The sequence below is a fragment of the Streptomyces sp. SID8352 genome, assembly GCF_009862265.1.
Taxonomy (GTDB): Bacteria; Actinomycetota; Actinomycetes; order Streptomycetales; family Streptomycetaceae; genus Streptomyces.
Genome location: NZ_WWGX01000104.1, coordinates 140,863 through 165,056 on the forward strand (window position 1 = coordinate 140,863; position 24,194 = coordinate 165,056).

Genomic DNA, 24,194 nt, shown 5'->3' on the forward strand with positions numbered 1-24,194 from the left:
GCGCGACGCCGACGAACCGGACCCCGTGAACCCCCGGACCGCTCCCGAACCAGCCCCGAAGCCCCCGAGCCGTCCCGCGTCCCGTCGGGCGTCATCCCCGCAGCGGGTTCGGCATCCCGGTCCACAGGTCGCCCCGCCCGTCCGGCGTCAGCCGCATCAGCGTCAGGGCCTTCACCGGCAGCGGCTCTTCCCGCAGCGCGGCCAGGTCCTCGCCGGGCGGAAGGTCCGGCACCGCCCGCTCCAGTGCCGCCCGCAGTGCCGCGCCGGACCCGGCGGTGGCCGCCAGGGCGCCCCCGACCAGGGAACCGAAGAGCTTGCGGCGCAGCGCCACCGGATCGTCCGTCAGGATGCGCGCCGGGAGACCGGTGTGCGGCACACCGTGGCGGGCCAGCCGCGCCGGGCTGACCCGGATGTCGGCCAGGTCCCGGTAGACCAGGCGCTGCGGCTCGCCCGACGGGGAGAGGACGACCAGCAGATTCTGGCCGTGCGCCTCCAGCGCCACCCCCAGCTCCAGCAGCCGCAGCCCCGCGGTGAGCGTCAGCCGGGTGAGGCCCGCCAGCCACTCCGGGTCCGAGGGCAGCCCGGTGCCCGCCAGGGCCGCCACCGGGACGGCCCGCTCGCCCGGTCCCGCGTACGCGCTCGGCGACTCGCGCAGCACGGCGGCCAGGTCGGGGGAGTGCGGGGTGGCCGCGCCCAGGGTGCGGGTGAAGCGGAGCAGTCCCCCCGAGCGCGCCGCCAGTGTCTCCCCGAACGCCGACAGGGCCGCCGACGCCGCGACCGAGGAGACCGAGATGTCCCGCACCGAGGAGGTGAGCCGCGTGCCGAGCGCGGTCTTCACATGCGGGCCGCCGGGCACGGCGAGCGTCCGCAGCGACATCAACGGACGTGCGGGGAGCGCCGTTTCGCCCTGGATCTTCAGCACATGCGCCGCCTGCCACGGGTGCACGGGCAGCAGCAGCCGCCCCCCGTCCCGCAGGTCGTCCGGCCACGCGCCCGACACCAGGCACTCCTCCGCCGGGACCGGCACCAGCCCCAGCCCCACCACCGGCCCGTGCTCGGGGCCGTAGGCGAGCTGCTCGGCCACCGAGAAGCCGGGCCGGGCGCGGCAGGCGGGGTGGTACGGATGCCCGTCCACCACCCGCCGCTCCCAGTCCCAGTCGGTCACCGGCCACTCGTCCGGGTGAATCCGGGTGGCGGTCCCCTCCGGCTGTGCCGCCCGGGACAGGGCCAACGACGCCACGCTGTGACCGAGTTCACCGGCCAGGGCGATGCCCCGGGGCACGGCCAGGTCCGTCATCAGCCGCGCCGGGTCGCCGTACGGCACGCCGTCCAGGCGGACCCGGGCGACGTACGCGGCGGTGCGGTACGGGTCGGCGGCCGGGCCGCTCAGCCGGCGGCCGTCGCGCATCCGCAGCACCAGCCCGTCCCGCACCGGCTCGCGGGCGGCGATCCACGGCAGCGGCTCCCAGGCGAGCGCCCGCCACAGCCTGGTCAGCACGGCGGCCCGGGCCCCGGGCAGTTCGGCCGTGTACCGGGGGACGAGAGCGGGCCGTACGGCGGCCAGTTCCTCGGCGGTCTCGGTCTCGGCGGTGGGCGGACGGGGCACGGGCGGGCTCCTCGGCGGCGGAAGGGACGGCCCGGCGGACCGGCGCGGCCCCTGGGGTACGGGTCCGGGTGGTCCTCGGGACGGTGGTCGGGGCGGGTCGGGGTGCGGGACGGGACGGTGGGGGGACGGTCAGGGGCGACCCGTACGGGGCGGGGCGCGGCACCCCCCGAGGGGAGGGACACCACGCTCCGTACGGGCCGGGTCGGGGCACCGGCCCGCGACGGGCCGGGGGGACACGGGAGACATACTGATCGTCGCCACCTCAGACAGACCGTAGGGAACGAGTGCAACGCGTGGATCTCCTGCCCCCCACCACCGGCGCCGACGCCGCCCCCCGGGACGGCGTGGCGGCCCGCGCCGACGCCCTCGCCGCCGTACCGCTGCTCAACTGCCTGCTGCGGGAGCTGGCCGAGGCGCTGCCCGCGCCCCCCGGCGGGCGCACGGTGCACCGGCTGCCCAGCGGGCGGCTGCTGCGGGTGCGCGACGGACGGCGCCCCGCCGAACCGGAGGTGCGCACGGCGGACGGCTGGCACCGCGTCGGCCACGACGGGCTGGTGGCGCTCGCCGCCGACGAACTGCTCCGGCACACCGGCCGGGCCAACCCCGAACTGCCCGCCGAGATGACCGACAGCCGCGACGCGGTCGCCGCCCTGCTGGCGGCCCGCGCCCGCGCCACCCCGCCCGAGGACCCCTATCTGCGCTCCGAGCAGTCCCTCCTCACCGGCCACACCCACCACCCGGCTCCCAAGGCGCGCGGCGGCGGCCCGCACGCCGACTGGCTGCCGTACGCGCCCGAGGCGCACACCCGCTTCCCGCTGGCCCTGCTCGCCGTCCGCGCCGACACCCTCGTCGAGGAGGGCGACACCGCCGCCCTCGACGCCCTCGGCCACGCTCCGCCCGGCTACCGGCTGCTGCCCGCCCACCCCTGGCAGCTCGCCCTCGCCGCGGACGCCCTCGCCCCCGCCTTCGCGGACGGGCGGCTGCTGCGGCTGGGCACCAGCGCCTTCACCGTCGGGCCGACGGCGGCGATCCGCACCGTCCATGTGCCCGCCCCTCCGGCCGGGGACGACCTGTTCCTGAAATTCAGCCTCGACGTGCGCATCACCAACGACGTCCGCCGCCTCTGGCGCCACGACCTGCTCGCCCTGCGCCGCACCGACACGGCGGTCACCGAGGCCTTCGCCGCGATCGGGCCCCCGGCCGCCTGGCTCGGCGACCGGGGCTACCGCACCGCCGACTTCGCCTTCGAGGAACTCGCCGTCGTCGTCCGCGACGGGCTGCGCCCCCATCTCACGCCCGGCGCGACGCCGTTGCTGGCCGCCGCCCTGGTCGAGGGCTTCCCGGGCAGCCCCCTGGCGCGGACGGCGGACCCGGCGGCCTGGTGGCGCGCGTACCTCGCCGTCGTCGTCCCGCCGGTGCTCACCGCCTTCGCGGACGACGGGGTGGTGCTGGAGGCCCACCTCCAGAACACGCTGGTCGCGGTGGACGGCTCGGGCACCCCCGTCCAGGCCCTCTTCCGCGACGCGGAGGGCGTCAAGCTGCTGCCCGACACCCCGCGCGCGGCCGGCTGGGAGCGGCTCGTGTACTGCCTGGTCGTCAATCACCTCGCGGAGACGGCCGCCGCCCTGGCCGAGCACCACCCCGGCCTCGATCCCTGGCCGGCGGTGCGGGCCGCGTTCGCCCGCCACGACCTCCCGGAGATCCCCGCCCTGCTGGACGCGCCCACCCTGCCCGCCAAGACCAACCTCCTGCTGCGCTGGACCGGCGCGGACGGTGCGGCGGCCCGGTACCGGCCACTGGCCAACCCGCTGCGGGGGGTGGGGGAGGCGCGAGGGGCAGGGGACCGGGGGCGATGAGACGGGCGCCCCTGACAGGGGGCGGTACGGAGACGACGGGTGGGGAGGGAGCGGCGGGACGGGTCGGGGTGCCCCTGATCCCACCCCGACCGGCCCCCTGGCCCCACCCCGATCGATACCCGGGACCCTGGGCCTACCTCATCGGGTCGGGTCGCCCCTGATCCCACCCCGACCGGCTCCTGGGCCCACTTCGCCCGGCTCCCGCGCCCACTTCGCCGGGTCGGGGGTGTCCCTGATCCCACCCCGACCCGGCCCCGGCCTCACCCCGGCCGATCCCCGGGCCCACCCGGACCGCCCCCCGGCCCCGCCCCACGCTGCCGTGCCCCGGCCGTGCCCCCGGCCACGGCGGCCCCCCTACGGGTCCCCCCGAGTGACTCCGCGCAGGTGGGCGCCCCGTAGAGTGCGGCACCGACGCGTGCACCCGACCCCGAGGTACCGACCCGTGACCACCGACCGTCCCGAACCGGCGGACGCGACCGCCCCCGCCGTCACCGTCGTCGGGATCGGCGCCGACGGCTGGGACGGGCTCACGGAGACCGCCCGGCAGGCCCTGCGCGACGCCCGGGTCGTGCTCGGCGGCCCCCGCCACCTGGGCCTGCTGCCACCGGAGTGCGACGCGGACCGGGTGCCCTGGCCCTCGCCGCTGCGCCCCGCCCTGCCCGCCCTCCTCGCCGCGCACGCCGGCCGCGGCCTCGCCGTCCTGGCCAGCGGCGACCCCTTCTTCCACGGCATCGGACGCGCCCTCGGCGAGGAACTCGGCGCCGCCGCGCTGCGCGTCCTGCCGCACCCCTCCTCCGTCTCCCACGCCTGCGCCCGACTCGGCTGGCCGCGGGAGGACACCGAGGTCGTCTCCCTCGTCGGCCGCCCCGCCGCCCGGCTCGCCGCCGCCCTGCACCACGGCCGCCGCCTCCTGGTGCTCAGCACCGGTGCCGCCACCCCCGCCGAGGTGGCCGAGCTGCTGCGCGACCGCGGCTTCGGCCCGAGCGGCATGCGGGTCCTGGAGCGGCTCGGCGGACCGGAGGAACGCGTCACCCCCGAGGCCACCGCCGACGACTGGCCGCCGGACGCCCCAGCAGCCGCCCTCAACCTCGTCGCCGTCGACTGCCGCCGTGCCCCCGACGCGCTGCGCCTCGGCGCCGTACCCGGGCTCCCGGACGAGGCGTACGAGCACGACGGGCAGCTCACCAAGCGGCACGTCCGCGCCGTCACCCTGGCCGCGCTCGCCCCCGCCCCCGGCGAACTGCTCTGGGACGTCGGCGGCGGCTCCGGCTCCATCGCCGTCGAGTGGATGCGCGTCCACCCGTCATGCCGGGCGGTCACGGTCGAGCGCGACGCCGTCCGGGCCGGGCGCATCGCCCGGAACGCGGACCGCCTCGGCGTGCCCGCCCTGACCGTGGTGACCGGCGCCGCGCCCGGGGCCCTGGCCGGACTCCCGCGCCCGGACGCCGTGTTCATCGGCGGCGGCCTCACCGCTCCCGGGCTCCTGGACGCCTGCTGGCAGGCGCTTTCCCCCGGGGGCCGGCTCGTCGCCAACACCGTGACCCTGGAGTCGGAGGCGCTGCTCGCCGACGCCCGCCGCCGCCACGGCGGCGAACTGGTGCGCCTGGCCGTGGCGCACGCGGTGCCCGTCGGCGGCTTCACCGGATGGCGGCAGGCCATGCCCGTCACCCAGTGGGCCGTACGGAAACCCCTCGACCCGTCCCCCTCCCCGCCCTCGCGCCCGTCCGGAGCTGAGAGATGACCGTCCACTTCATCGGCGCCGGTCCCGGCGCCGCCGACCTGATCACGCTGCGCGGCGCCCGGCTGCTCGCCGAGTGCCGGGTCTGCCTGTACGCGGGCAGCCTGGTGCCGCCCGAGCTGCTGGCCGAATGCCCGCCGGACGCACGGCTGGTGGACACCGCCGGCCTGACCCTGGACGAGATCACCGGCGAACTGGTCCGGGCGCACGCGGCGGGGCTCGACGTGGCGCGGCTGCACTCCGGCGACCCCTCGGTGTTCAGCGCCGTCGCCGAGCAGATGCGGCGGCTGGACGCCGCGGGGGTGCCGTACGAGGTCGTTCCGGGCGTCCCCGCCTTCGCCGCCGCGGCCGCCGCCCTGAAACGGGAGCTGACGGTGCCGACCGTCGGGCAGACGGTCATCCTGACCCGGATCGCCCAGCGCGCCACGCCCATGCCCGAGGGCGAGGACCTCGCCACCCTCGGCCGCAGCGGCGCGCTCCTCGTCCTGCACCTGGCCGCCGGGTACGCCGACCGGGTCGTCGAGGAACTGCTGCCGCACTACGGCGCCGACTGCCCCGCCGCCGTGGTCGCCTTCGCCTCCCGCCCCGGGGAGGTCGTCATCCGCGGCACGCTGGACGAGATCGCGGACAGGCTGAAGGAGGCGGGGATCCGGCGCACCGCGGTCATCCTGGTCGGCCGCACCCTGGGCGCGGAGCAGTTCCGCGACAGCCATCTCTACTCGGCCGAGCGCGACCGCCACACCTGCTGAGACGGGCGCGTGCACGGGGTGTTCCGGAGCCCCGCCCGGCAACCCGCCCCGTGCGAAGGGGCGGTGAGGGCACGGGAGCCGGATCTTCTCACGGGACGTGCGGCGGGGCCGGGGTCCGAGCGCGGGGGTGTGCCCGTGACGGGGGACGGCGTCCGTGACGGGGAGACCCTGCCACCTGGCGGTACCGGCACCGGGGCTCAGTCCCGCCGGTCCGGGGCCCGGGGCTCCGTCCAGCCGGTCCCGGCACCGGACCCCGCCCCGAACCGCCGCCCACGCGACGCCCCGTGGCCACCCCGCGGGTACCCGAAAGGCCACCCCCACCCGAAGGAGGCGGAGATGAGGAACCGGACGAAGGGAGCCGGCCGGCCGTGCGCGTACTGATCCTCGGCGGCACCACCGAGGCCCGCCGACTGGCCGAACTGCTCGCCGCCGAGGCGCCGTTGGGCATGCGGGTGACCACCTCCCTGGCCGGGCGGGTGACCGCCCCCCGGCTGCCGCCCGGCGAGGTCCGGGTCGGCGGTTTCGGCGGCGCCGACGGGCTGGCCGCCTGGCTGCGCGCACACCGGGTCGACGCGCTGGTCGACGCCACCCACCCGTTCGCCGGCACCATCAGCTTCAACGCCGCCCGCGCCGCCGCCACCGCCGGGGTGCCCCTGCTGGCGCTGCGCCGCCCCGGCTGGACGCCGGTCGAGGGCGACGACTGGCACGAGGCCGGTTCCCTGGACGAGGCCGCCGGGCTGCTGCCCGCACTCGGCCGCCGGGTCTTCCTCACCACCGGTCGGACCGGCCTGGCGGCCTTCGCGGGGCTGGACGGCCACTGGTTCCTGGTCCGTTCCGTCGACGCCCCCGTACCCCCGCACCCGGCGCACATGGGCGTGCTGCTGGACCGCGGCCCGTTCACCCTGGACGGGGAGCGCGAGGTGCTGCGCCGTCACCGGGTGGACGTGCTGGTCACCAAGGACAGCGGGGGAGCGGCCACCGCGCCCAAGCTGACGGCCGCCCGGGAGGCGGGCCTGCCGGTGGTCGTCGTCCGCCGCCCCCCGGTCCCCGCCGGGGTCCCCACCGTGACCGGGCCCGGCGCGGCGGCCGACTGGCTCCGCGAACGGCACGGCTGACGGCGGCGCGCGGGCGGGAGGCCGTGACCGCCCCGGCCCTCGCGCAGCCCACCCCCGCGAGGGGCCGGGGCGCCCCGGCGGGCGCGGCGGGACATCACGGCCCCCCAGGGCGTCCGCCCCCGTACACCGCCCCCGTACACCGCCCCCGTACACCGCCCCCGTGCACCGGCCCCAGGGCGTCAGCCTCCGTACACCGGCCCGGCGCACCGCCCCCGTGCACGGGCCCCAGGGCGTCGGCCGCCGTGCACCGGCAGGTGCACCCGCCCCCGCGCCCCGGCCCGGGGTCGCGCCTACTCCTCCGGGTACCGCCGGGGCGTCCAGACGACCTCCTCGCCGTCGCCGCGCCGCACCACCCGGGTCTGGGAGGACCCGACCAGCAGGATGGTGCGCATGTCGACCTCGCCCGGGTCCAGTTCGTCCAGCCGCACGATCCGCACCCGCTCCCCGGCGCCGCCCACGTCCCGGGCGACCACGACCGGGGTCTCCGGCGAGCGGTGCTCCAGCAGCAGCTCCTTGGCCCGGCCCACCTGCCAGGTCCGGCTCCGCGAACCGGGGTTGTACAGGGCCAGCACCAGATCCGCGGCGGCGGCGGCCCGCAGCCGTCCGGCGATCACCTCCCACGGCTTGAGCCGGTCGGAGAGGGAGATCGTCGCGTAGTCGTGGCCCAGCGGGGCGCCCGCGCGGGCGGCGGCGGCGTTGGCGGCCGTCACCCCCGGCAGCACCCGTACCGGGACCCCCGCGTACTCCGGCGCCGAGGCGGCCTCCAGCACGGCGGTCGCCATGGCGAAGACCCCGGGGTCACCGCCCGAGACCACGGCCACCCGCCGTCCTCGCAGGGCGAGTCCGAGCGCGAACTCGGCGCGTTCGGCCTCCACCCGGTTGTCCGTGCCGTGCCGGTGCTGTCCCGCCCGCACCGGCACCCGGTCCAGATAGGTGGTGTAGCCGACCAGATCGTCGGCGCCGGCCAGCGCTCCCCGGGTCTCCGGGGTCAGCCAGAGCGGCCCGGCGGGCCCGGTGCCCACCACCAGGACCTCGCCCACGGCCCCCGGCGCCGGCTCCGGCGGCTCCGCGCCCACCTGGCTGGGCAGCACCGCCACCGAGAAGTACGGCACCGACTCCGGTTCCACGTCCGCCAGTCCGGCCAGCCGCTCCCCGGCCATGGTGGCCCGCTCCACGTACCGGGTGCGGGCCAGCCGCCCCGAATCCTCCAGTGCCCGGCGGACCTTGGGGAAGGTGCGGCCCAGCTTCATCACCACCGCGGTGTCGGTGGCCGCCAGCCGGGCGGTCAGCTCCTCCTCGGGCAGGGTGCCCGGCAGGATCGTCAGCACCTCCTCGCCCTCCGCGAGCGGTGTGCCCAGCCGGGCCGCGGCGGCCGACACCGAGGTGACCCCGGGGATCACCTCGGTCTCGTACCGGTCCGCGAGCCGCTTGTGCATGTGCATGTAGGAGCCGTAGAACATCGGGTCGCCCTCGGCGAGGACGGCGACCGTGCGGCCCGCGTCCAGGTGCGCCGCGAGCCGGGCCGCGGCCTCGGCGTAGAAGTCGTCGATGGCGCCCCGGTAGCCGCCGGGGTGGTCGGTCGCCTCGGTCGTGACCGGGTAGACGAGCCGCTCCTCGATGTGGTCGGCGCGCAGGTGCCGTTCCGCGATGGAGCGGGCGATGGACCGCCCGTGCCGGGCGCTGTGGTAGGCGACCACGTCGGCCGCCGCGATCACCTCGACGGCGCGCACGGTCATCAGGGACGGGTCTCCGGGGCCGAGCCCCACTCCGTACAGCTTGCCGCTCATTCTTCCTCGCTCGCGACGGCGTTGAGCGCGGCGGCGGCGATGGCGCTGCCGCCGCGCCGGCCCCGGACGATCAGGTGGTCCAGGCCCGAGGGGTGTGCGGCCAGGGCGTCCTTGGACTCGACCGCGCCGACGAAGCCGACGGGCACGCCGATGACGGCGGCCGGCCGGGGCGCGCCCTCCTCGATCATCTCCAGCAGCCGGAACAGCGCGGTCGGCGCGTTGCCGACGGCCACGACGGCGCCGTCGAGCCGGTCCCGCCACAGCTCCAGGGCGGCGGCGGTGCGGGTGGTGCCGAGCCGTTCGGCCAGGGCGGGCACGGAGGGGTCGCCCAGGGTGCACAGCACCTCGTTGTCGGCGGGCAGCCGCTTGCGGGTCACCCCGCTGGCCACCATCCGCACGTCGCACAGGATCGGTGCCCCGGCGCGCAGGGCCGCGCGGGCCCGGGCCACCACACCGTCGGTGCAGGAGATGTCGCGGACGAGGTCGACCATGCCGCAGGCGTGGATCATCCGGACCGCGGCCGGGCGGACGTCGGCGGGCAGCGCCGAGAGGTCCGCCTCCGCGCGGATCGTGGCGAAGGAACGGCGGTATATCGCCGCGCCGTCCTTCTCGTAGTCGTACGTGGTCACGGTGTCTTCTCGCTGCTCTCGGTCGTCTGACGGTCGGTGGGTCGTCGTGCGGTCACGGGGTGCGGGGCCGCCCGTGCCGCCGGGCACCGGGGGTGCGCGGGCGGACGGGGGCGTCGGCCGGCCCCGGGGCGGGCCGGGGCGGGTGCCAGGGGCGGCGCGTCCCGCCGCCCCTGGCACCCGCCGGACGGGTCGGCGGCCCGGTGCCGTAACGGGGCGGCGCGGGCGGCGGTGTGCCGCGGGCGTCGGGACGCGCAGGTCACGGGGCGAGGTCCGCCAGCGCGGCGGCGAGGCCGGAGGGGCCGGAGAGAGCGACGGTGGGCGACGGCCCGTCCCCGGCGGCGGTCAGCAGATAGCCGCCGTCCGGGACGGCCACCAGGTCCAGATGGGGGCCGCGCGGACGCCCGCACCGGCGCTCGCAGCCCGACCAGTACAGCGGGAGCGGCGTCCGGGGCGCTAGGACGTCGGGAGCCGGGGCGCCGGGAACGGGAGCGTCGGGAGCCGGGCCGCCCGGAACGGGAGCGTCGGGAGTGGGGGCGCCCGAGGCCGGGCCCGCGGGAAGGGCGGCGTCCGGGGCCGGGCCCGCGGTGTCGGAGGCCCCCGGAGCCGGGCCGTCGGACCCGGGGGCCGGGCCGGTGAGGGCGCGGGCCGCGTCGGCCCGCACGTCCGCGTGCGACCGGGCGCATCCCGGCCGTCCGACGCACGCCCCCACCAGGGGCCAGGGCGAGGCGGGATCGGTGACGAGGCCGGTGGCCGCGAGGTCCGCGAGAGCCGTCGCGCGCCCGGCCGCGTCCAGCCCGGCGGCGGGCACGACGACGCTCCGCCACGGCGTCAGCCGCAGCTCCCCGCCGGCGCCCCGGGCCGCCGCGCGGATCAGCTCCCGCCACTGGACCGCCGTGATCCGGCCGAACCGGGCGTGCGCGCAGAGCGCCGTCCCGGCCGCCCCCGGCGCGGGCTCCGGCGCGCGCCCCGTGGCCGCCGGCACCCGGGCCCAGGCGATGCCCGCGCCGGCCAGACGCTCCCCGACGGCGTTGAGCAGCGCCTCGGGGGCGGTGCCCAGTTCGGCCACCCGCCAGGCCCGCGCCCCCGCCGCCGCCAGGAACTCCTCGGCCGCCAGCAGCGCCGCGCGGGGCGCGTCACCGGCGGCCAGGCGCAGCACCTCGCGGGACGCCCCGACACCCAGCAGCGCGGCACCGCCCGCGGCGGCCCGCACCGTCACATCGGCGCCGAGCCCCGCGACATCTCCCCGCCCGTCGTCCAGCGCGAACAGGAACCGGCCGGACAGCTCCCGGGCCGCCGGGCTCGCGCAGAGCGCCGCGTCCAGCTCCGTCAGCCAGGGGCGCACCTCGCGCTCCCCGCCCCCGTCCAGGCCGGACAGCGGCGAGGCCACGACGTTGCGCACCCGCTCGTGACCGGGCGCGGGCAACAGCCCCGCCGCGTCCAGCAGTCCGGCCAGTTCCGGGCCGCGCCCGGCGTCCAGACCTCGCACCTGCACATTGCCGCGCGAAGTGAGATGAAGATCTCCGTCGCCCCACCGTGCCACCGCGGCCAGCGCTTCCGCCTGCTCCACGGTGACCACGCCGCCCGGGACCCGCACCCTGGCCAACGCGCCGTCGTCGGCGGTGTGCAGGCGCAACGACCCCGGGCAGGCGTCGCCGCGGTCCCGGTGGACGGCCGCGACCTGGGGCGGAGGAGTGAGGGGGGTCGGCATGGCGGCGAGCATACCGACCGCCGATCCCGCCGGCTCCGCTGCCTTTCCCCCGCCCCACGGACGGCGAAGGGCGCTTACTATGCTCCCTGGCGGGCCATCCAGCCCGCCATCGCCAGGACGGCGACATGGGAGGAAGCCCGGTGCGAATCCGGCGCGGTCCCGCCACTGTGAGCCCGGCCGACAGGCCGGGCGAGTCAGGAACTCCCGCCGTCTCCCACCGCCCGGGGCGAGGATCCCGAGGAAGGCCAGACGACGCATGCCGCAATTCCCCGGGGAGCGTTCCGAGACCCCCCGCGTCCTGCTCCTGTCGACGTCCGACACCGACCTGCTGAGCGCCCGCGCCGCCGACGGCCCCGTCGCCTACCGCTTCGCCAACCCCGCCCGCCTCCCGCTCGACGACCTGCCCGCCCTCCTCGACGGCGTCGGCCTGGTCGTCGTCCGGCTCCTCGGCGGACTGCGCGCCTGGGAGGAGGGGCTCGACCTGCTCCTCGCCGACGGCCGCCCCGTCGTCGTCCTCAGCGGCGAACAGGCCCCCGACGCCCAGCTCATGGCCGCCTCCACGGTCCCCGTCGGCCTCGCCGCCGAGGCCCACGCCTACCTCGCCCACGGCGGCCCCGCCAACCTGGCCCAGCTCGCCCGCTTCCTCTCCGACACCGTCCTGCTCACCGGCCACGGCTTCGAGGCCCCCGCGCCCGCCCCCACCTGGGGCCCGCTGGAGCGCACCCCCGGCCCGGAGACCGACGGCCCCACCGTCGCGGTGCTCTACTACCGCGCCCACCATATGAGCGGCAACACCGCCTTCGTGCACGCCCTCTGCGACGCCGTCGAGGCCGCGGGGGCCAGGGCCCTGCCGCTCCACGTGGCCTCGCTGCGCTCGCCCGAACCCGCTCTGGTCGACGCGCTGCGCGAGGCCGACGCCATCGTCACCACCGTCCTCGCCGCCGGCGGCACGCGGCCCGCCGAGGCCTCGGCGGGCGGCGACGACGAGTCCTGGGACGCGGGCGCCCTCACCGCCCTGGACGTGCCGATCCTCCAGGCCCTGTGCCTCACCGGCTCCCGCGACGACTGGAGCGACAACGACGAGGGCGTCTCCCCGCTCGACGCCGCCAGCCAGATCGCCGTCCCCGAGTTCGACGGCCGCCTCATCACCGTGCCGTTCTCCTTCAAGGAGATCGACGCCGACGGGCTGCCCGTCTACGTCGCCGACCCCGAACGCGCCGCCCGCGTCGCCGGGACCGCCGTCCGCCACGCCCGGCTCCGGCACATCCCGGCCGCCGAGAAGCGGCTCGCCCTCGTGCTGTCCGCCTACCCCACCAAGCACTCCCGCATCGGCAACGCCGTCGGACTCGACACTCCCGCGAGCGCCGTCGCCCTGCTGCGACGGCTGCTCGCCGAGGGCTACGACTTCGGGGACGCCGCGATACCCGGGCTGGAATCCGGCGACGGCGACGAACTGATCCGCGCGCTGATCGACGCGGGCGGCCACGACCAGGACTGGCTCACCGAGGAGCAGCTCGCCCGCAACCCGGTCCGCATCCCCGCCGCCGACTACCGCCGCTGGTACGCCGCCCTCCCCGCCACCCTGCGCGAGGCCGTCGAGCGGCACTGGGGGCCGCCGCCCGGCGAGATGTTCGTCGACCGCAGCCGCGACCCCGACGGCGACATCGTCCTGGCCGCCCTGCGCTTCGGGAACCTCCTCGTCCTCATCCAGCCGCCGCGCGGCTTCGGCGAGAACCCGATCGCCATCTACCACGACCCCGACCTGCCGCCCTCGCACCACTACCTCGCCGCCTACCGCTGGATCGCCGCCCCGCGCTCCGAGGGCGGCTTCGGCGCCGACGCCATGGTCCACCTGGGCAAGCACGGCAACCTGGAGTGGCTGCCCGGCAAGAACGCCGGGCTCTCCGCCGCCTGCGGCCCCGACGCCGCCCTCGGCGACCTGCCCCTCGTCTACCCCTTCCTGGTCAACGACCCCGGCGAGGGGACCCAGGCCAAGCGCCGGGTCCACGCCACGCTCGTCGACCACCTCGTCCCGCCCATGGCCCGGGCCGACTCCTACGGCGACATCGCGCGCCTGGAGCAACTCCTCGACGAGTACGCCCAGATCTCCGCCATGGACCCTGCCAAGCTGCCCGCCATCCGCGCCCAGATCTGGACCCTCATCCGGGCCGCCCGCCTCGACCACGACCTCGGTCTGGAGGACCGGCCCGACGACGACGGCTTCGACGACTTCCTGCTGCACGTCGACGGCTGGCTCTGCGAGGTCAAGGACGCCCAGATCCGCGACGGCCTGCACGTCCTCGGCAGCCCGCCCGAAGGCGCGGACCGCGTCAACCTCGTCCTCGCCGTCCTGCGCGCCCGCCAGATCTGGGGCGGCACCACCGCCCTGCCCGGCCTGCGCGAAGCCCTCGGCCTCGACGAGGCCCGCGCCACCCGCACCACCGCCGACGAGGCCGAGGCCCGCGCCCGCGCCCTCGTCCAGGCGATGGAGGACGCCGGCTGGGACCCGGCCGCCGTCCCCGCGGAACACGGCGAACAGGTCGCCGCCGTACTGGAGTTCGCCGCCCGCGAGGTCGTCCCCCGACTCGCCGGGACCACCGCCGAACTCGACCACGCCGTGCACGCCCTGAACGGCGGCTTCGTCCCCGCCGGACCCTCCGGCTCCCCGCTGCGGGGCCTGGTCAACGTGCTGCCGACCGGCCGCAACTTCTACTCCGTCGACCCCAAGGCCGTCCCCTCCCGGCTCGCCTGGGAGACGGGGCAGGCGCTCGCCGACTCCCTCCTGGAGCGCTACCGCGCCGACAACGGGGAGTGGCCCACCTCCGTCGGCCTGTCCCTGTGGGGCACCAGCGCCATGCGCACCGCGGGCGACGACGTGGCCGAGGCCCTCGCCCTGCTCGGCGTCCGCCCCGTCTGGGACGACGCCTCCCGCCGCGTCACCGGTCTCGAGCCCGTCCCGGCGGCCGAACTCGGCCGCCCCCGCATCGACGTCACCCTGCGCATCTCGGGCTTCTTCCGCGACGCCTTCCCGCACACCGTCGGCCTCCTCGACGACGCCGTGCGCATGGCGGCGGGCCTGGACGAACCCGACGAGGCCAACCACGTCCGCGCCCACGTCCGCGCCGACCTGGCCGAGCACGGCGACGAACGCCGGGCCACCACCCGTATCTTCGGCTCCCGCCCCGGCACCTACGGCGCCGGACTGCTCCAGCTCATCGACTCCCGCGACTGGCGCACCGACGCCGACCTCGCGGAGGTCTACACCGTGTGGGGCGGCTACGCCTACGGCCGCGAACTCGACGGCCGCCCGGCCCGCGCGGAGATGGAGACCGCGTACCGGCGCATCGCCGTCGCCGCCAAGAACACCGACACCCGCGAGCACGACATCGCGGACTCCGACGACTACTTCCAGTACCACGGCGGCATGGTCGCCACCGTCCGCGCCCTGCGCGGCACCGCCCCCGAGGCGTACATCGGGGACTCCACCCGCCCCGAGACCGTCCGCACCCGCACCCTGGTCGAGGAGACCTCCCGGGTCTTCCGCGCCCGGGTGGTCAACCCCAAGTGGATCGAGGCGATGCGCCGCCACGGCTACAAGGGCGCCTTCGAACTCGCCGCCACCGTGGACTACCTGTTCGGCTACGACGCCACCACCGGCGTGGTCGCCGACTGGATGTACGACAAGCTCACCGAGACGTACGTCCTCGACCCCACCAACCGCGAGTTCCTCCAGCAGGCCAACCCCTGGGCCCTGCACGGCATCGCCGAACGCCTCCTGGAAGCCGAGTCCCGGGGCCTCTGGCAGCACCCCGACCCCGCCCTCCTGGAGGCACTCCGCCAGGCGTACCTGGAGACCGAGGGCGATCTGGAGCAGCAGGACTGATCCCTCAGGACCGGGAGGGGCGCTCCCGGTCCTGAGGAGCGTCCACGCCTCCGGTCCGGCCCGTCACCCCGGCCCGGGGGCGCGCCGACGGCTCTCTGCCATGATCACGGAGGGCCCCCGTCCGACCCCGGCGCCCGCGGAGCGCGACCAGGCGAAGGGGCGGCACGGCCGGGAGCCGGTCGCCGCTTCGGCCGGGACGTCGGCGCCGGTCCGGGAGGACGGGGAGCGGGAGTTCACCGCGGAGGGGCTTCGTGCCGGTCCGCCGGACTGGTGGGCGTCTCCTCCACCTGTTGGACGCGGCGGCCGGGGCGGGACGGTGACTCCCTCCCCTGCCGCCGGTGCCGGGGCTTGGGCGCGGCCGGGGTCCGACGGGGACGACCCCGCCGAGGGTGTCGACGCGTGTCTGCGCGCTGTCCCGGCGGACGGGGCGGAGGGCCGCCCGGACGCATGGGCGGTCGTCCGCCGCCGTCTCACGTCCGCCGCGCGGCGCCTGCCCGGGAACCGGGGACTGCTCTTCACCCCGGTCGCGGAGGCCGGCGCCGGTCACGCCCGAGCCCCTCGGCGGCCGGCCCGCGAGGGGCTCGGCCGCCGAGGGGCCGTCGTCGACCGGGCGGGCCTCCGGGTCAGGTCGTGCGGTGCGCCTCGGACGGGTCGATCAGTACCACGCTGGTGCTGACGCGCCTGTCCGCGAGGGCCTCGCCCAGCGGGCGTCCGCCGGTGTCGGCGAGGGTGACGAGCAGCCGCCCGGCTCCGTCGGCGCAGCAGGCGATGGGGAACCCCTGCCCGGTGTCGACCCGGGCGAGGAGCCGGCCGTCCCGGACCAGGGCGACGGCGTGGCCCGAGGTGGTGGCCACCCAGATCCCGTCCGGGGTGGCCCAGATCCCGTCCGGTCGCGCCGAGGCGCCGACCAGCGCGGCGATGTCGGCGTACTCGCGCCGGTCGCCCAGGCGGCCGTCGGCCCCGACGGTGAAGGCCGTCAGCCGCTGGGCGGTCGTCTCGGCGACGACCAGGGTCCTCCCGTCGTCGATCAGGGCGAGACCGTTGGGGAACTCGATGCCCTCGGCGGCGACGTCGGCCGAGCCGTCCGCCGCGATCCGCAGCAGCCGGCCGGGCCGGGGCGGCTCGCCCGCGTGCGCGGCGAAGCCGACGTCGTCGACGTAGAGGTTGCCGTGCCGGTCGCCGACGAGGTCGCCGAGCGGGCCGGTGGCGAGTCCGTCCAGGTCCGCGTGGGTGGCGAAGCGTTCCCCCGTCCAGACCCCGATCCGCTTCTCGTGCATCATCGCGGCGACGAGCCTGCCGTCCGGGAGGAACCACAGCCCGTTCGGCACCGACTCGACGTCGGTCGCGGTCCAGGAGCCGCTCCGGTCGCTCCAGAGCCTCCCGCCCTGGGTGTCGGAGAGCCAGAGGGCGCCGTCGTGCCAGCGCGGCCCCTCGCCCCAGGTCATGCCGGTGGCGTAGGTCCTCATGCCGTCGCCTCCCCGGTCAGCACGGCGTGGGCCAGTTCCCCGGTCGCCCGCGCCAGCGCGGCCGTGTCCCCGGCCAGCGCGTAGGCGTACCGGTCCGGGCGGACGATCGCCGCGACGGCCGAGTTCTCCGCGAGCCACGCGTCGACGGCGGGGCCGGGGTCGCCGACGACCGCCGCGCCGAGCCGCCGCCAGGTGTCCGCCACCTCCGGGGCGACCGCCGACAGCACCGAGGAGGGGCCGACGACGGTGAAGTTGTACCCGGTGACGTCGTCCGACCAGGCCCGCTCCCCGCTCCCGGCCCGGGGCTGGGGGCTCAGCCGCGCGACCGCCCCCTCCGGGCGCTCGACCAGGCCCGGCCCCAGCGGCGGCCGGAAGCGCTCGATCACCTTCGAGCCCCCCGGCTCCGCCTGGACCGCCCCCGTGCCGAACGCCTCGATGAGGTTGGACTGCCGGGCCGACTCCACGATGAACGGACGGACATGCGGGCCGCGTTCGCTCTCGTAGGTGTCGAGGAGGGCGTCGGTGCTGGTGCCGCGGACGACGGAGGCGAGCTTCCACGCCAGGTTGGCCGCGTCGCGCAGCCCCGAGCACATGCCCTGTCCCAGCATGGGCGGCATCTCGTGCGCCGCGTCCCCGGCGAGCAGCAGCCTGCCCGAGCGCCAGCCCCTGACCAGCCGGGCGTGCCACTCGTAGGTGTCGGTGCGCATGATGCGGTAGCTGCCCGGCTCCAGCCAGCGGCTCAGCAGCTCGTAGACGGACTGGGGCCGTTCCAGCTCAGCGGCGTCGTCCTGGTCGAGGAGCATGAACTCGAACCGGAGCATGGGCGGGAAGATCGGCACATAGGTCACCGGCCGCCGCCCCTCGCACAGGATGAAGCCGGTGGACGTGGGCAGGGTGTCCGGGTGCTCGAACGGGTGGACGTCGATGATCAGCGAGCGCTGGGTGCCGTCCAGGTCCTCCACCTCCGCGCCCATCGCCCGGCGGAGGAAGGAGTTGGCGCCGTCCGCGCCGACCGCGTAGGCGGCCCGCACGGTGGCGCGGCGGCCGGTCGCTCCGTCCAGGACCTCCAGCCGGGCGGTGTCCTCGTCCTGGTCGACCGCCTTGACCGTCCAGCCGAACCAGAGGTCCACGTTCGGATCGGCGGCCAGCAGACCGCGCAGCCGGGACTCGAAGTCGGGCTGGTGGAACTGGTAGTCGGTGCGCCAGCCCTGGTCCGACTCCTCCTCCGGCATGGCCAGTGAGAGGAACGGCTCGCCGTCCGGGCCGTGCAGTGTCCAGCCCGACTGGCGCAGGAACCGCGGCTCGATGTCGGCGGCACCGAGAGTCTGCAGGATGCGCATGGTCTCGTCGTCGAGATGGGTCGCCCGGGGGTGCTGGCAGGCGATGCGGTTCGGGTCGATGGCGGCTACCCGGAGCCCCTTCAAGCTCAGCAGTCGTGCCAGGGCGAGCCCGACCGGGCCGCAGCCGATGACGGCGACGTCGTAGGTGTCCATGTTGCGCTCTCTCATGGTGTCGGCCGGCCGGGGCGCGTCCCGCGCCGCGGGGTGTCCGGCCAGGTCTGGTGAGGGTCGTCCGCCGCCGCGGGGTGGACGGCTCGCGTCCACGGCGGCGGGCGGGGCGGGCGGGACGGGCGTCGGCGGCGCACCGCCACCGGGGGCCGGTCAGCCCTTCTCGGTGTGCGCGCCGGTCATCAGGGACGCCAGGTCCTCGGGGTGGATGAAGGACGGCGGGGGCGGGGGACCCCAGGAGTAGAGGGAGTCGACGCCCTCGAAGGAGCGGGGGGTCCAGAGCTGGTCGTCGACGATGCAGTCCATGTCGGCGTAGTACTCGGAGAAGTTGCCGGCCGGGTCCTTGAGGTACCAGAAGAAGTTGGACCCGATGTGGTGCCGTCCGAGGCCCCACACATGGCGCTCGGGGTGCTCGGCGAGCATGCCGGTCGCGCCCCGGCCGACCTCGTCCACGTCGGCCACCTGCCAGGAGGTGTGGTGCAGGAAGTTGAGCGGGGCCTGCTGCACCAGGACGTTGTGGTGGTCGGTGGAGCACCGCAGGAACGCGGCCGTGCCCGGCACCACGTCGCTCACCCGGAACCCGATGCCCTCGGTGAAGAACCGCTGGGTGGACTCCTGCTCCACGGACCCGATGACCACATGGCCGAGCGCGAGCGGCCGGACCGGGCCGGTCCGCGACAGCACCGGCGCCCGGGTGCCGGGCCGCTCGATCCGGCCCGGCCCGTTGTACGGGGTCGGCGGATGCGGCTCGATCACCAGCCGCTCGGCGACCACGACCTCGACGAGGATGTCGGCGACCGGTTCCCGGGTCCGCAGGGTCGTGCCGGCCAACTGGGACGGGAGGCCCAGCCGCGTCAGCCGGGCGGCGATCCGGGCGAGGTCGTCGGGGTCGTCGGCGGCCACGGACATCGCCAGCAGCCGGCGGACGGGGGAGTGCGCGAGGAAGAACTGCTCGCCGCCGTGGACGGTGGCGAACCTCCCGGGCGCGACCTGGCGGAGCCCGAAGTCGGCGTAGTAGCCGGCGGTCCCGGCCACGTCCGGCACTCCGACGGTGAGTGACTGCAGCCTGTGCAATGCCATGCCCTGCTCCTTGCCCTCAGCCCGCCACGCAGGTCTGGTGGAGTTGCCCGATGCCTTCCACCCGTGTGACGACGTCGTCCCCCGGGCGGAGGTAGCGCCGGGGCGTGCGCGCGTGTCCGACGCCGGCCGGGGTGCCGGTGAAGATCAGGTCCCCGGGCAGCAGCGGGCAGACCGCCGAGAGCCGGGCGATCAGCTCGGGCACCGGGAACACCATGGCCGAGGTGCGGGACTTCTGCACGCTCTCGCCGTTGATCAGGCACTCGACGGCCAGGTCGTCGGGGTCGTCGAACTCGTCCACCGTCACCAGCACCGGCCCGGTCGGGGAGAAGCCGGGGAACGACTTGCCGAGCGAGAACTGGGGGACGGGGCCCGCGCCCTGCACCACCCGCTCCGAGTAGTCCTGGCCGACGGTCAGCCCGGCCACGTGGTCCCAGGCGTCCTGGGCGGAGACCCGGTCGGCGCGGCGGCCGATCACCACCACCAGCTCGGCCTCCCAGTCGACGAACTCGCTGGGCAGCGTCAGCTCGGTGTCCGGTCCGGTGATCGAGGTCATGAACTTGGTGAAGGTCGGCGGGGACTCGGGGAGCGTCAGACCGGCCTCGGCCGCGTGGTCACGGTAGTTGAGCCCGATGGCGAACACCTGGCGAGGCTCGGGGACCGGCGCCTCGGCCGGTCCCTCCGGCGCCGGGGGACCCGTGCGGACCCCGGCGGCCCAGTCCGTGAACTCCGTCCAGCGCTCGAACACCGCGAGCGGGTCGGCCGGGAACCGGCCGGCGCTGGCCCGTTCGACATCGATCACTGCGCCCCCGGTCACCAGGCACATCCTGCCCGACCGCGTCGTCGTCTTCATGGTTCGTGGTCCTGCCTCTTGGGTGAACGGCGATGACCAGAGTGAACTCCGCAACTCTCGCAAAGTCAATGAAATTTCGAGATTTTCCGGCGACCGCGATACGAGGAGGTGTCCATGCCGGGACGGCCGCCACCCGCGACCCGGGGCCGGGACGGTGCGCCGCCGCTGCCGCGCGGAGGTTCCGGAGGGGGCACCCGGCCCGGTGCGGGAGTGCGGCGGGCCCGGCGGGCGGCACCCGGCCCCGTACGCAGGGAGCGCGCCACCGCGGAACGGCGGGCGCGTGACCGTGGAGGCCGCCGGAACCGGCCACCGGAGCCGCCGACGGCCGGTCGCCGGGGGCACCGGGGCGCGGCCGGCGGCTACCGGGACCCGGGCGGCGGTCCCGTCGGGGGCAGGGCCTGCTCGCACCAGATGGTCTTGCCCTCCCCGGCCTGGCGGGTGCCCCAGCGCTGGGTGAGCCGCGCGACCAGCATCAGTCCGCGCCCGCCCTCGTCGAGGGCGGTGGCCCGGCGCAGGTGCGGGGCGGTGCCGCTGGTGTCGGAGACCTCGCAGATGACCGTCCGGTCGTGGATGAGCCGCAGTTGGAGGGGAGGCAGCCCGTACCGGATGGCGTTGGTGATCAGCTCGCTCACCACCAGCTCGGTCACGAAGCCGATCTCGTCCAGGCCCCACGCCGCCAGCCTGCGGGCGACGCGGGCCCGGACCCGGGCCACCTCGGCCGGGTCGGCGCCGATGTCCCAGGTGGCGACCCGCGCCCGGTCCAGGCTGTGCGGACGCACCAGCAGCAGCGCGGCGTCATCGGCCGGGGGCTCCGGCAGCAGCGCCCGGACCACGTCGTCGCACAGGGTCTCCAGCGACTCGCCGGGGACGGCCAGTATCCGGCGCAGCTCCTCCGTCCCCGCGTCCAGGTCCCGGCTGCGGGACTCCACCAGGCCGTCGGTGTAGAAGGCGAGCAGGCTGCCCTCCGGCACGTCCACCTCCGCCGTCTCGAACGGCACGCCCCCGACGCCGAGCGGCGGCCCGACGGGCACGTCGAGGAGACCGGTGTGACCGTCCGGGGAGACGACGACCGGCACCGGATGCCCGGCGCAGGCCAGGGCGCACCGCCCCGCCACCGGGTCGTACACCGCGTACAGGCAGGTGGCCCCGAGGGCGGCCTCGCCCTCCAGGCCCAGGCGGTCGTCGGTGTCCGTGTCCGACTCCGAGGGCGGGCGGCTGACCAGGTCGTCCAGCCGGGTGAGCAGTTCCTCGGGGGTGGGGTCGACGTCGGCCAGGGTGCGCACCGCCGTACGCAGCCTGCCCATCGTGGCCGCGGCGTGGATGCCGTGTCCGACCACGTCCCCGACGACCAGCGCCACCCGGGCGCCGGAGAGCGCGATCACGTCGAACCAGTCGCCGCCCACGCCGGCGCGGGGCGTCGCGGGGAGGTACCGGGAGGCGGCCGACACCGCCGACTGCTCGGGCAGCCGCTGCGGCAGCAGACTGCTCTGCAGGGTGCGGGCGATCTCGTACTGGCTCTCCAGCGCGGCGGCCTTCTCGATGCTCGCGGAGGCCAGTTGGGCGAGCTGGACGAGGATCGCCTCGTCGTCGGCCGTGAACTCGCCGCCGTCCTCCTTGTCGGAGAGCTGGACCAGCCCCAGGCTGCGGCCGTCGGAGGTGATCAGCGGCACGGCCAGCCAGCCGCGCATCGGGGGGTGGCGGCTGGCGTACTCCCCGAATCCCCGCCAGGCCGGGTGGGCCTCCAGCTCGTCCTGGGTCATCCGCATCGGCCGGTTCTCCCGGCACACCAGGACGTAGATCCCCTTGCCGACCGGCGGTGCGTCGAAGGAGCGGTACGCGGCGTACTTGTCCGACAGGGAGACCGCGTTGATCGCCTGGCCCCAGCGGAGGTCCCTGGTCATGCTGGTGATCGACTGGTGGGTGCCCACCAGCCTCCTGGCCTCCTCGGTGACCGTCTGGAGGGCGTGGTCCAGCGAGGGCGTGGCGTTGATGCGCAGACTGGCCCGGGCCAGGTCCCGCAACTGCTGGGACCGCTGGCGTTCGACGGCCGCGGTGGCCGCGGTCCGCGCGTGCAGCCGGTCGCTCTCGGCCGCGTCCAGGCGCAGCCCGATCTCGCTCATGACCGACTCGCCCAACTGCTCCAGCGCGTGCCGCTGCCCCGGGTCCCAGGACCGCGGCCCGGTGTCGAGGACGCACAGCGCCCCCACGGGCAGGCCGCCGAGGAGCAGGGGCACCCCCAGGTAGGCGCGCATTCCGGTGTCGGCGACCGCGCCGTCGGCCCGGCCCCCGGAGGTGTCCCGGAGGTCGTCGATGACCAGTGGCCTGCCCGACGCCACCACCTCGGAGCAGAAGGCCCAGTCGAGCCCGCGCTGCTCGCCGCTCCGCGGTACGGCCGCGCCGGTCCCGCCCCGGACGAACTGCCGGTCGATCCCGGCCAGGCTGATCAGTGCCATGCCGGTGCCCAGCAGCCGGGCGGCCAGTTCCGCGGAGCGGGTGAAGGCGGCGCCGGTCCGGTCGTCGATCGCGCGGACGGCGTCCACCGCGGCCAGCCGCGAGGGACCGTGCAGCACCGTGGCGGGGCTCGGCGTGACGCCGTTCCCCCCATGGAACTCCGTCATGATCCCTCCGTGCCTGCCTCGGGGGCGCGCCCCGTCACCGGGCTCTCCGTCCCGGGGCGGGACTTCGGCCCCACCGGGCCTTCGGGGCCCTTGTGCCGGGACCGCCGTGCCGGCCGGAGACCTCGCGTGCGGGGATGCCGCCCGCGCTCCACGGCCCACGGCGATCTCGGCGCGTCCCTCACGGGCGGTCGATTTCGCCTCGGCTTCCAAGCTACGCCCGATGGCTCCGGCGGCAAACCGCGCGGGGAGCGCGGGCGGAGTGCCCACGAGGGCGCGGCCGCCGGGGGCGACCCGGTGGGCGGGGCCGGGTGGGACGGTGCGCCCGTTCGGGGAGGCGGGGGTGGTGCCTGCGGTGTGCCGATGGGGCGGGCCTCCCCGGGGGCCAGGGGCGGGTCCCCTCGCGCGCGGGGAGCGCGGCCGGACGCGAAGTTCCCGGTCGCGTCGGACACGCAGCGGGAGCCGAAAGCTGGGATCCGGAGGTCGGAAGCCGGAAGCCGGGACCCGAGTGCGGGGAGGCGGGAGCCGGGGAGCGGGGACCCGGAAGCCGGGACCCGAATGCGGTGAGCCGGAAGCCGGGAGCCGAAGGGGCGGGGGGACCGCCGCCGAGCCGTCGTTCCGCGCACGGCCCCGGGGCGGTGGCGCGGCGGGGCCGTGCGCGGCGGCAGAACCGCGTGGTGACCGGGTCCGGCCGGGCCGACGGTGGTCGGGCCCGGGGCGGTCTGCTCCGGCCGGGCGGTCCGCGGCGAGCGCCGGGCTCCGTCCGGCGACGCGTGCCGTGGCCCGCCCGGCGGACGGCACCGGAGGGAGCCGGACGGGAACGGAGGAGACCGGAGGGGGCCGGACGGGACCGGAGGGGGTCGGACGGACTACGGGGCCGTGCCGCCGTCCGTCTCCTGGCGGTGGCCCTCCAGCAGCAGGAGGCTGGTGAGTTCGATGTGCTCGGTGAGGGCCTCGACCGTGCCCGGCACGTCGCGGGCGATGGCGCGGTCGCAGAGGAGCCGGTGCTCCGCCGCCACGTCGCGGTGGCTGTGCCCGGTGGCCGTCGCGGGGGCCCAGCAGCGGTAGACCTCCGCCGACTCCCGCAGTTGCGTGGCGACGGCCTGGAGCCGCCGGTTGGGGCACCCCGCCAGGAGCGTCCCGTGGAAGCGGGCGTGGGCGCTCAGCCAGCGCTCGTTGATCTCCCCCGTGCTGTCGGTGTAGGAGGTGCGGGCCAGGTTGTGGTGGGCCGCGAGCAGGTCCGACTCCCACTCGATGCTGCCGTGGGCCATCGACTCCCGGACGACGTGCGTCTCGATGACCACACGGGCCTCGGTCAGGTCGCGGAGGTGCTCCGGGGAGACGGCCACCACCCGGAAGCCCTGCTGGGGCGCGAACGTGGCCAGGCCCTGGCCCACCAGCCGCGGCAGCGCCTCCCGCAGGACGCCGCTGCTGACGCCGTAGCGCTCCTTGAGGACCTCCACCCGCAGCCGCGATCCGGGTTCGTGCCGGCCGTTCAGGATGTCCGCGCGCAGTTGCTGGTAGGCGTCCTCGGCGCGGGTCGTGCTTCGAGGTGTGGTCATGTCGTGGATCCTACCGGTCCCCGCCAGTTGAGTTAAATGTTG

Annotated in this window: 15 protein-coding genes and 1 riboswitch; of the genes, 5 read left to right on the forward strand and 10 right to left on the reverse strand. The window is 76.6% G+C overall.

From position 1 onward, the window contains the following. Positions 1 to 91 precede the first annotated feature (91 nt). Positions 92 to 1,606: an IucA/IucC family siderophore biosynthesis protein gene (locus GTY84_RS30575; protein ID WP_161229653.1), complete on the reverse strand. Its 1,515-nt coding sequence runs from the start codon at positions 1,604 to 1,606 to the stop codon at positions 92 to 94. A gap of 284 nt (positions 1,607 to 1,890) precedes the next feature. Between GTY84_RS30575 and GTY84_RS30580 the strand changes: the two genes are divergently transcribed. The 4 genes from GTY84_RS30580 (at position 1,891) to GTY84_RS30595 (ending at position 7,064) form a co-directional block, all read left to right on the forward strand. Then, on the forward strand, positions 1,891 to 3,462 hold the full coding sequence (locus tag GTY84_RS30580) for an IucA/IucC family protein (protein WP_161229654.1): 1,572 nt from the start codon (positions 1,891 to 1,893) through the stop codon (positions 3,460 to 3,462). 442 nt (positions 3,463 to 3,904) lie between these two features. Beyond that, positions 3,905 to 5,203 (forward strand): precorrin-6y C5,15-methyltransferase (decarboxylating) subunit CbiE, encoded by a 1,299-nt coding sequence (cbiE, locus tag GTY84_RS30585; RefSeq protein ID WP_161229655.1) that lies wholly within the window; start codon positions 3,905 to 3,907, stop codon positions 5,201 to 5,203. Beyond that, positions 5,200 to 5,949: a precorrin-4 C(11)-methyltransferase gene (cobM, locus tag GTY84_RS30590; RefSeq protein WP_161229656.1), complete on the forward strand. Its 750-nt coding sequence runs from the start codon at positions 5,200 to 5,202 to the stop codon at positions 5,947 to 5,949. Before cbiE ends, cobM begins: the two co-directional genes overlap by 4 nt. 368 nt (positions 5,950 to 6,317) lie before the next feature. Beyond that, positions 6,318 to 7,064: a cobalt-precorrin-6A reductase gene (locus GTY84_RS30595; RefSeq protein WP_161229657.1), complete on the forward strand. Its 747-nt coding sequence runs from the start codon at positions 6,318 to 6,320 to the stop codon at positions 7,062 to 7,064. Positions 7,065 to 7,354: 290 nt separating this feature from the next. Here GTY84_RS30595 and GTY84_RS30600 read toward each other — a convergent pair whose 3' ends face one another. The 3 genes from GTY84_RS30600 to GTY84_RS30610 all read right to left on the reverse strand — a co-directional run bounded on the left by GTY84_RS30600 (position 7,355) and on the right by GTY84_RS30610 (position 11,188). Further along, positions 7,355 to 8,851 carry a precorrin-2 C(20)-methyltransferase gene (locus GTY84_RS30600; RefSeq protein ID WP_161229658.1) on the reverse strand — a complete coding sequence of 499 codons (1,497 nt, stop codon included), beginning with the start codon at positions 8,849 to 8,851 and terminating at the stop codon, positions 7,355 to 7,357. Then, a complete protein-coding gene (locus GTY84_RS30605; protein WP_161229659.1) occupies positions 8,848 to 9,480 on the reverse strand; it encodes a precorrin-8X methylmutase in 633 nt (210 codons plus the stop codon). The genes GTY84_RS30600 and GTY84_RS30605 overlap by 4 nt, the downstream gene beginning before the upstream one ends. 256 nt (positions 9,481 to 9,736) lie before the next feature. Further along, a complete protein-coding gene (locus GTY84_RS30610; protein WP_237532809.1) occupies positions 9,737 to 11,188 on the reverse strand; it encodes a cobalamin biosynthesis protein CobG in 1,452 nt (483 codons plus the stop codon). Positions 11,189 to 11,317: 129 nt separating this feature from the next. Further along, a riboswitch (cobalamin riboswitch) is annotated at positions 11,318 to 11,392 on the forward strand. A gap of 52 nt (positions 11,393 to 11,444) precedes the next feature. Here GTY84_RS30610 and cobN point away from each other — a divergent pair. Continuing rightward, a complete protein-coding gene (gene cobN, locus GTY84_RS30615) occupies positions 11,445 to 15,071 on the forward strand; it encodes a cobaltochelatase subunit CobN (protein WP_161229661.1) in 3,627 nt (1,208 codons plus the stop codon). A 623-nt stretch (positions 15,072 to 15,694) separates the two neighbouring features. On the opposite strand, the gene GTY84_RS30620 is transcribed toward cobN, so the two are convergent. From GTY84_RS30620 to GTY84_RS30645, 6 genes are all read right to left on the reverse strand, one after another. After that, a complete protein-coding gene (locus GTY84_RS30620) occupies positions 15,695 to 16,537 on the reverse strand; it encodes an SMP-30/gluconolactonase/LRE family protein (protein WP_161229662.1) in 843 nt (280 codons plus the stop codon). Beyond that, on the reverse strand, positions 16,534 to 18,030 hold the full coding sequence (locus tag GTY84_RS30625; protein WP_161229663.1) for a bifunctional 3-(3-hydroxy-phenyl)propionate/3-hydroxycinnamic acid hydroxylase: 1,497 nt from the start codon (positions 18,028 to 18,030) through the stop codon (positions 16,534 to 16,536). Before GTY84_RS30625 ends, GTY84_RS30620 begins: the two co-directional genes overlap by 4 nt. 168 nt (positions 18,031 to 18,198) lie before the next feature. Beyond that, a complete protein-coding gene (locus GTY84_RS30630) occupies positions 18,199 to 19,125 on the reverse strand; it encodes a VOC family protein (RefSeq protein ID WP_161229664.1) in 927 nt (308 codons plus the stop codon). Between the two features lie 16 nt (positions 19,126 to 19,141). Continuing rightward, complete coding sequence (locus GTY84_RS30635) at positions 19,142 to 19,975, reverse strand: fumarylacetoacetate hydrolase family protein (RefSeq protein ID WP_161229665.1); 834 nt, start codon at positions 19,973 to 19,975, stop codon at positions 19,142 to 19,144. Positions 19,976 to 20,334: 359 nt separating this feature from the next. After that, entirely contained in the window at positions 20,335 to 22,593 is a 2,259-nt protein-coding gene (locus GTY84_RS30640; protein WP_161229666.1) for a SpoIIE family protein phosphatase, read from the reverse strand. Between the two features lie 866 nt (positions 22,594 to 23,459). After that, complete coding sequence (locus GTY84_RS30645; protein ID WP_161229667.1) at positions 23,460 to 24,152, reverse strand: GntR family transcriptional regulator; 693 nt, start codon at positions 24,150 to 24,152, stop codon at positions 23,460 to 23,462. Positions 24,153 to 24,194 lie beyond the last annotated feature (42 nt).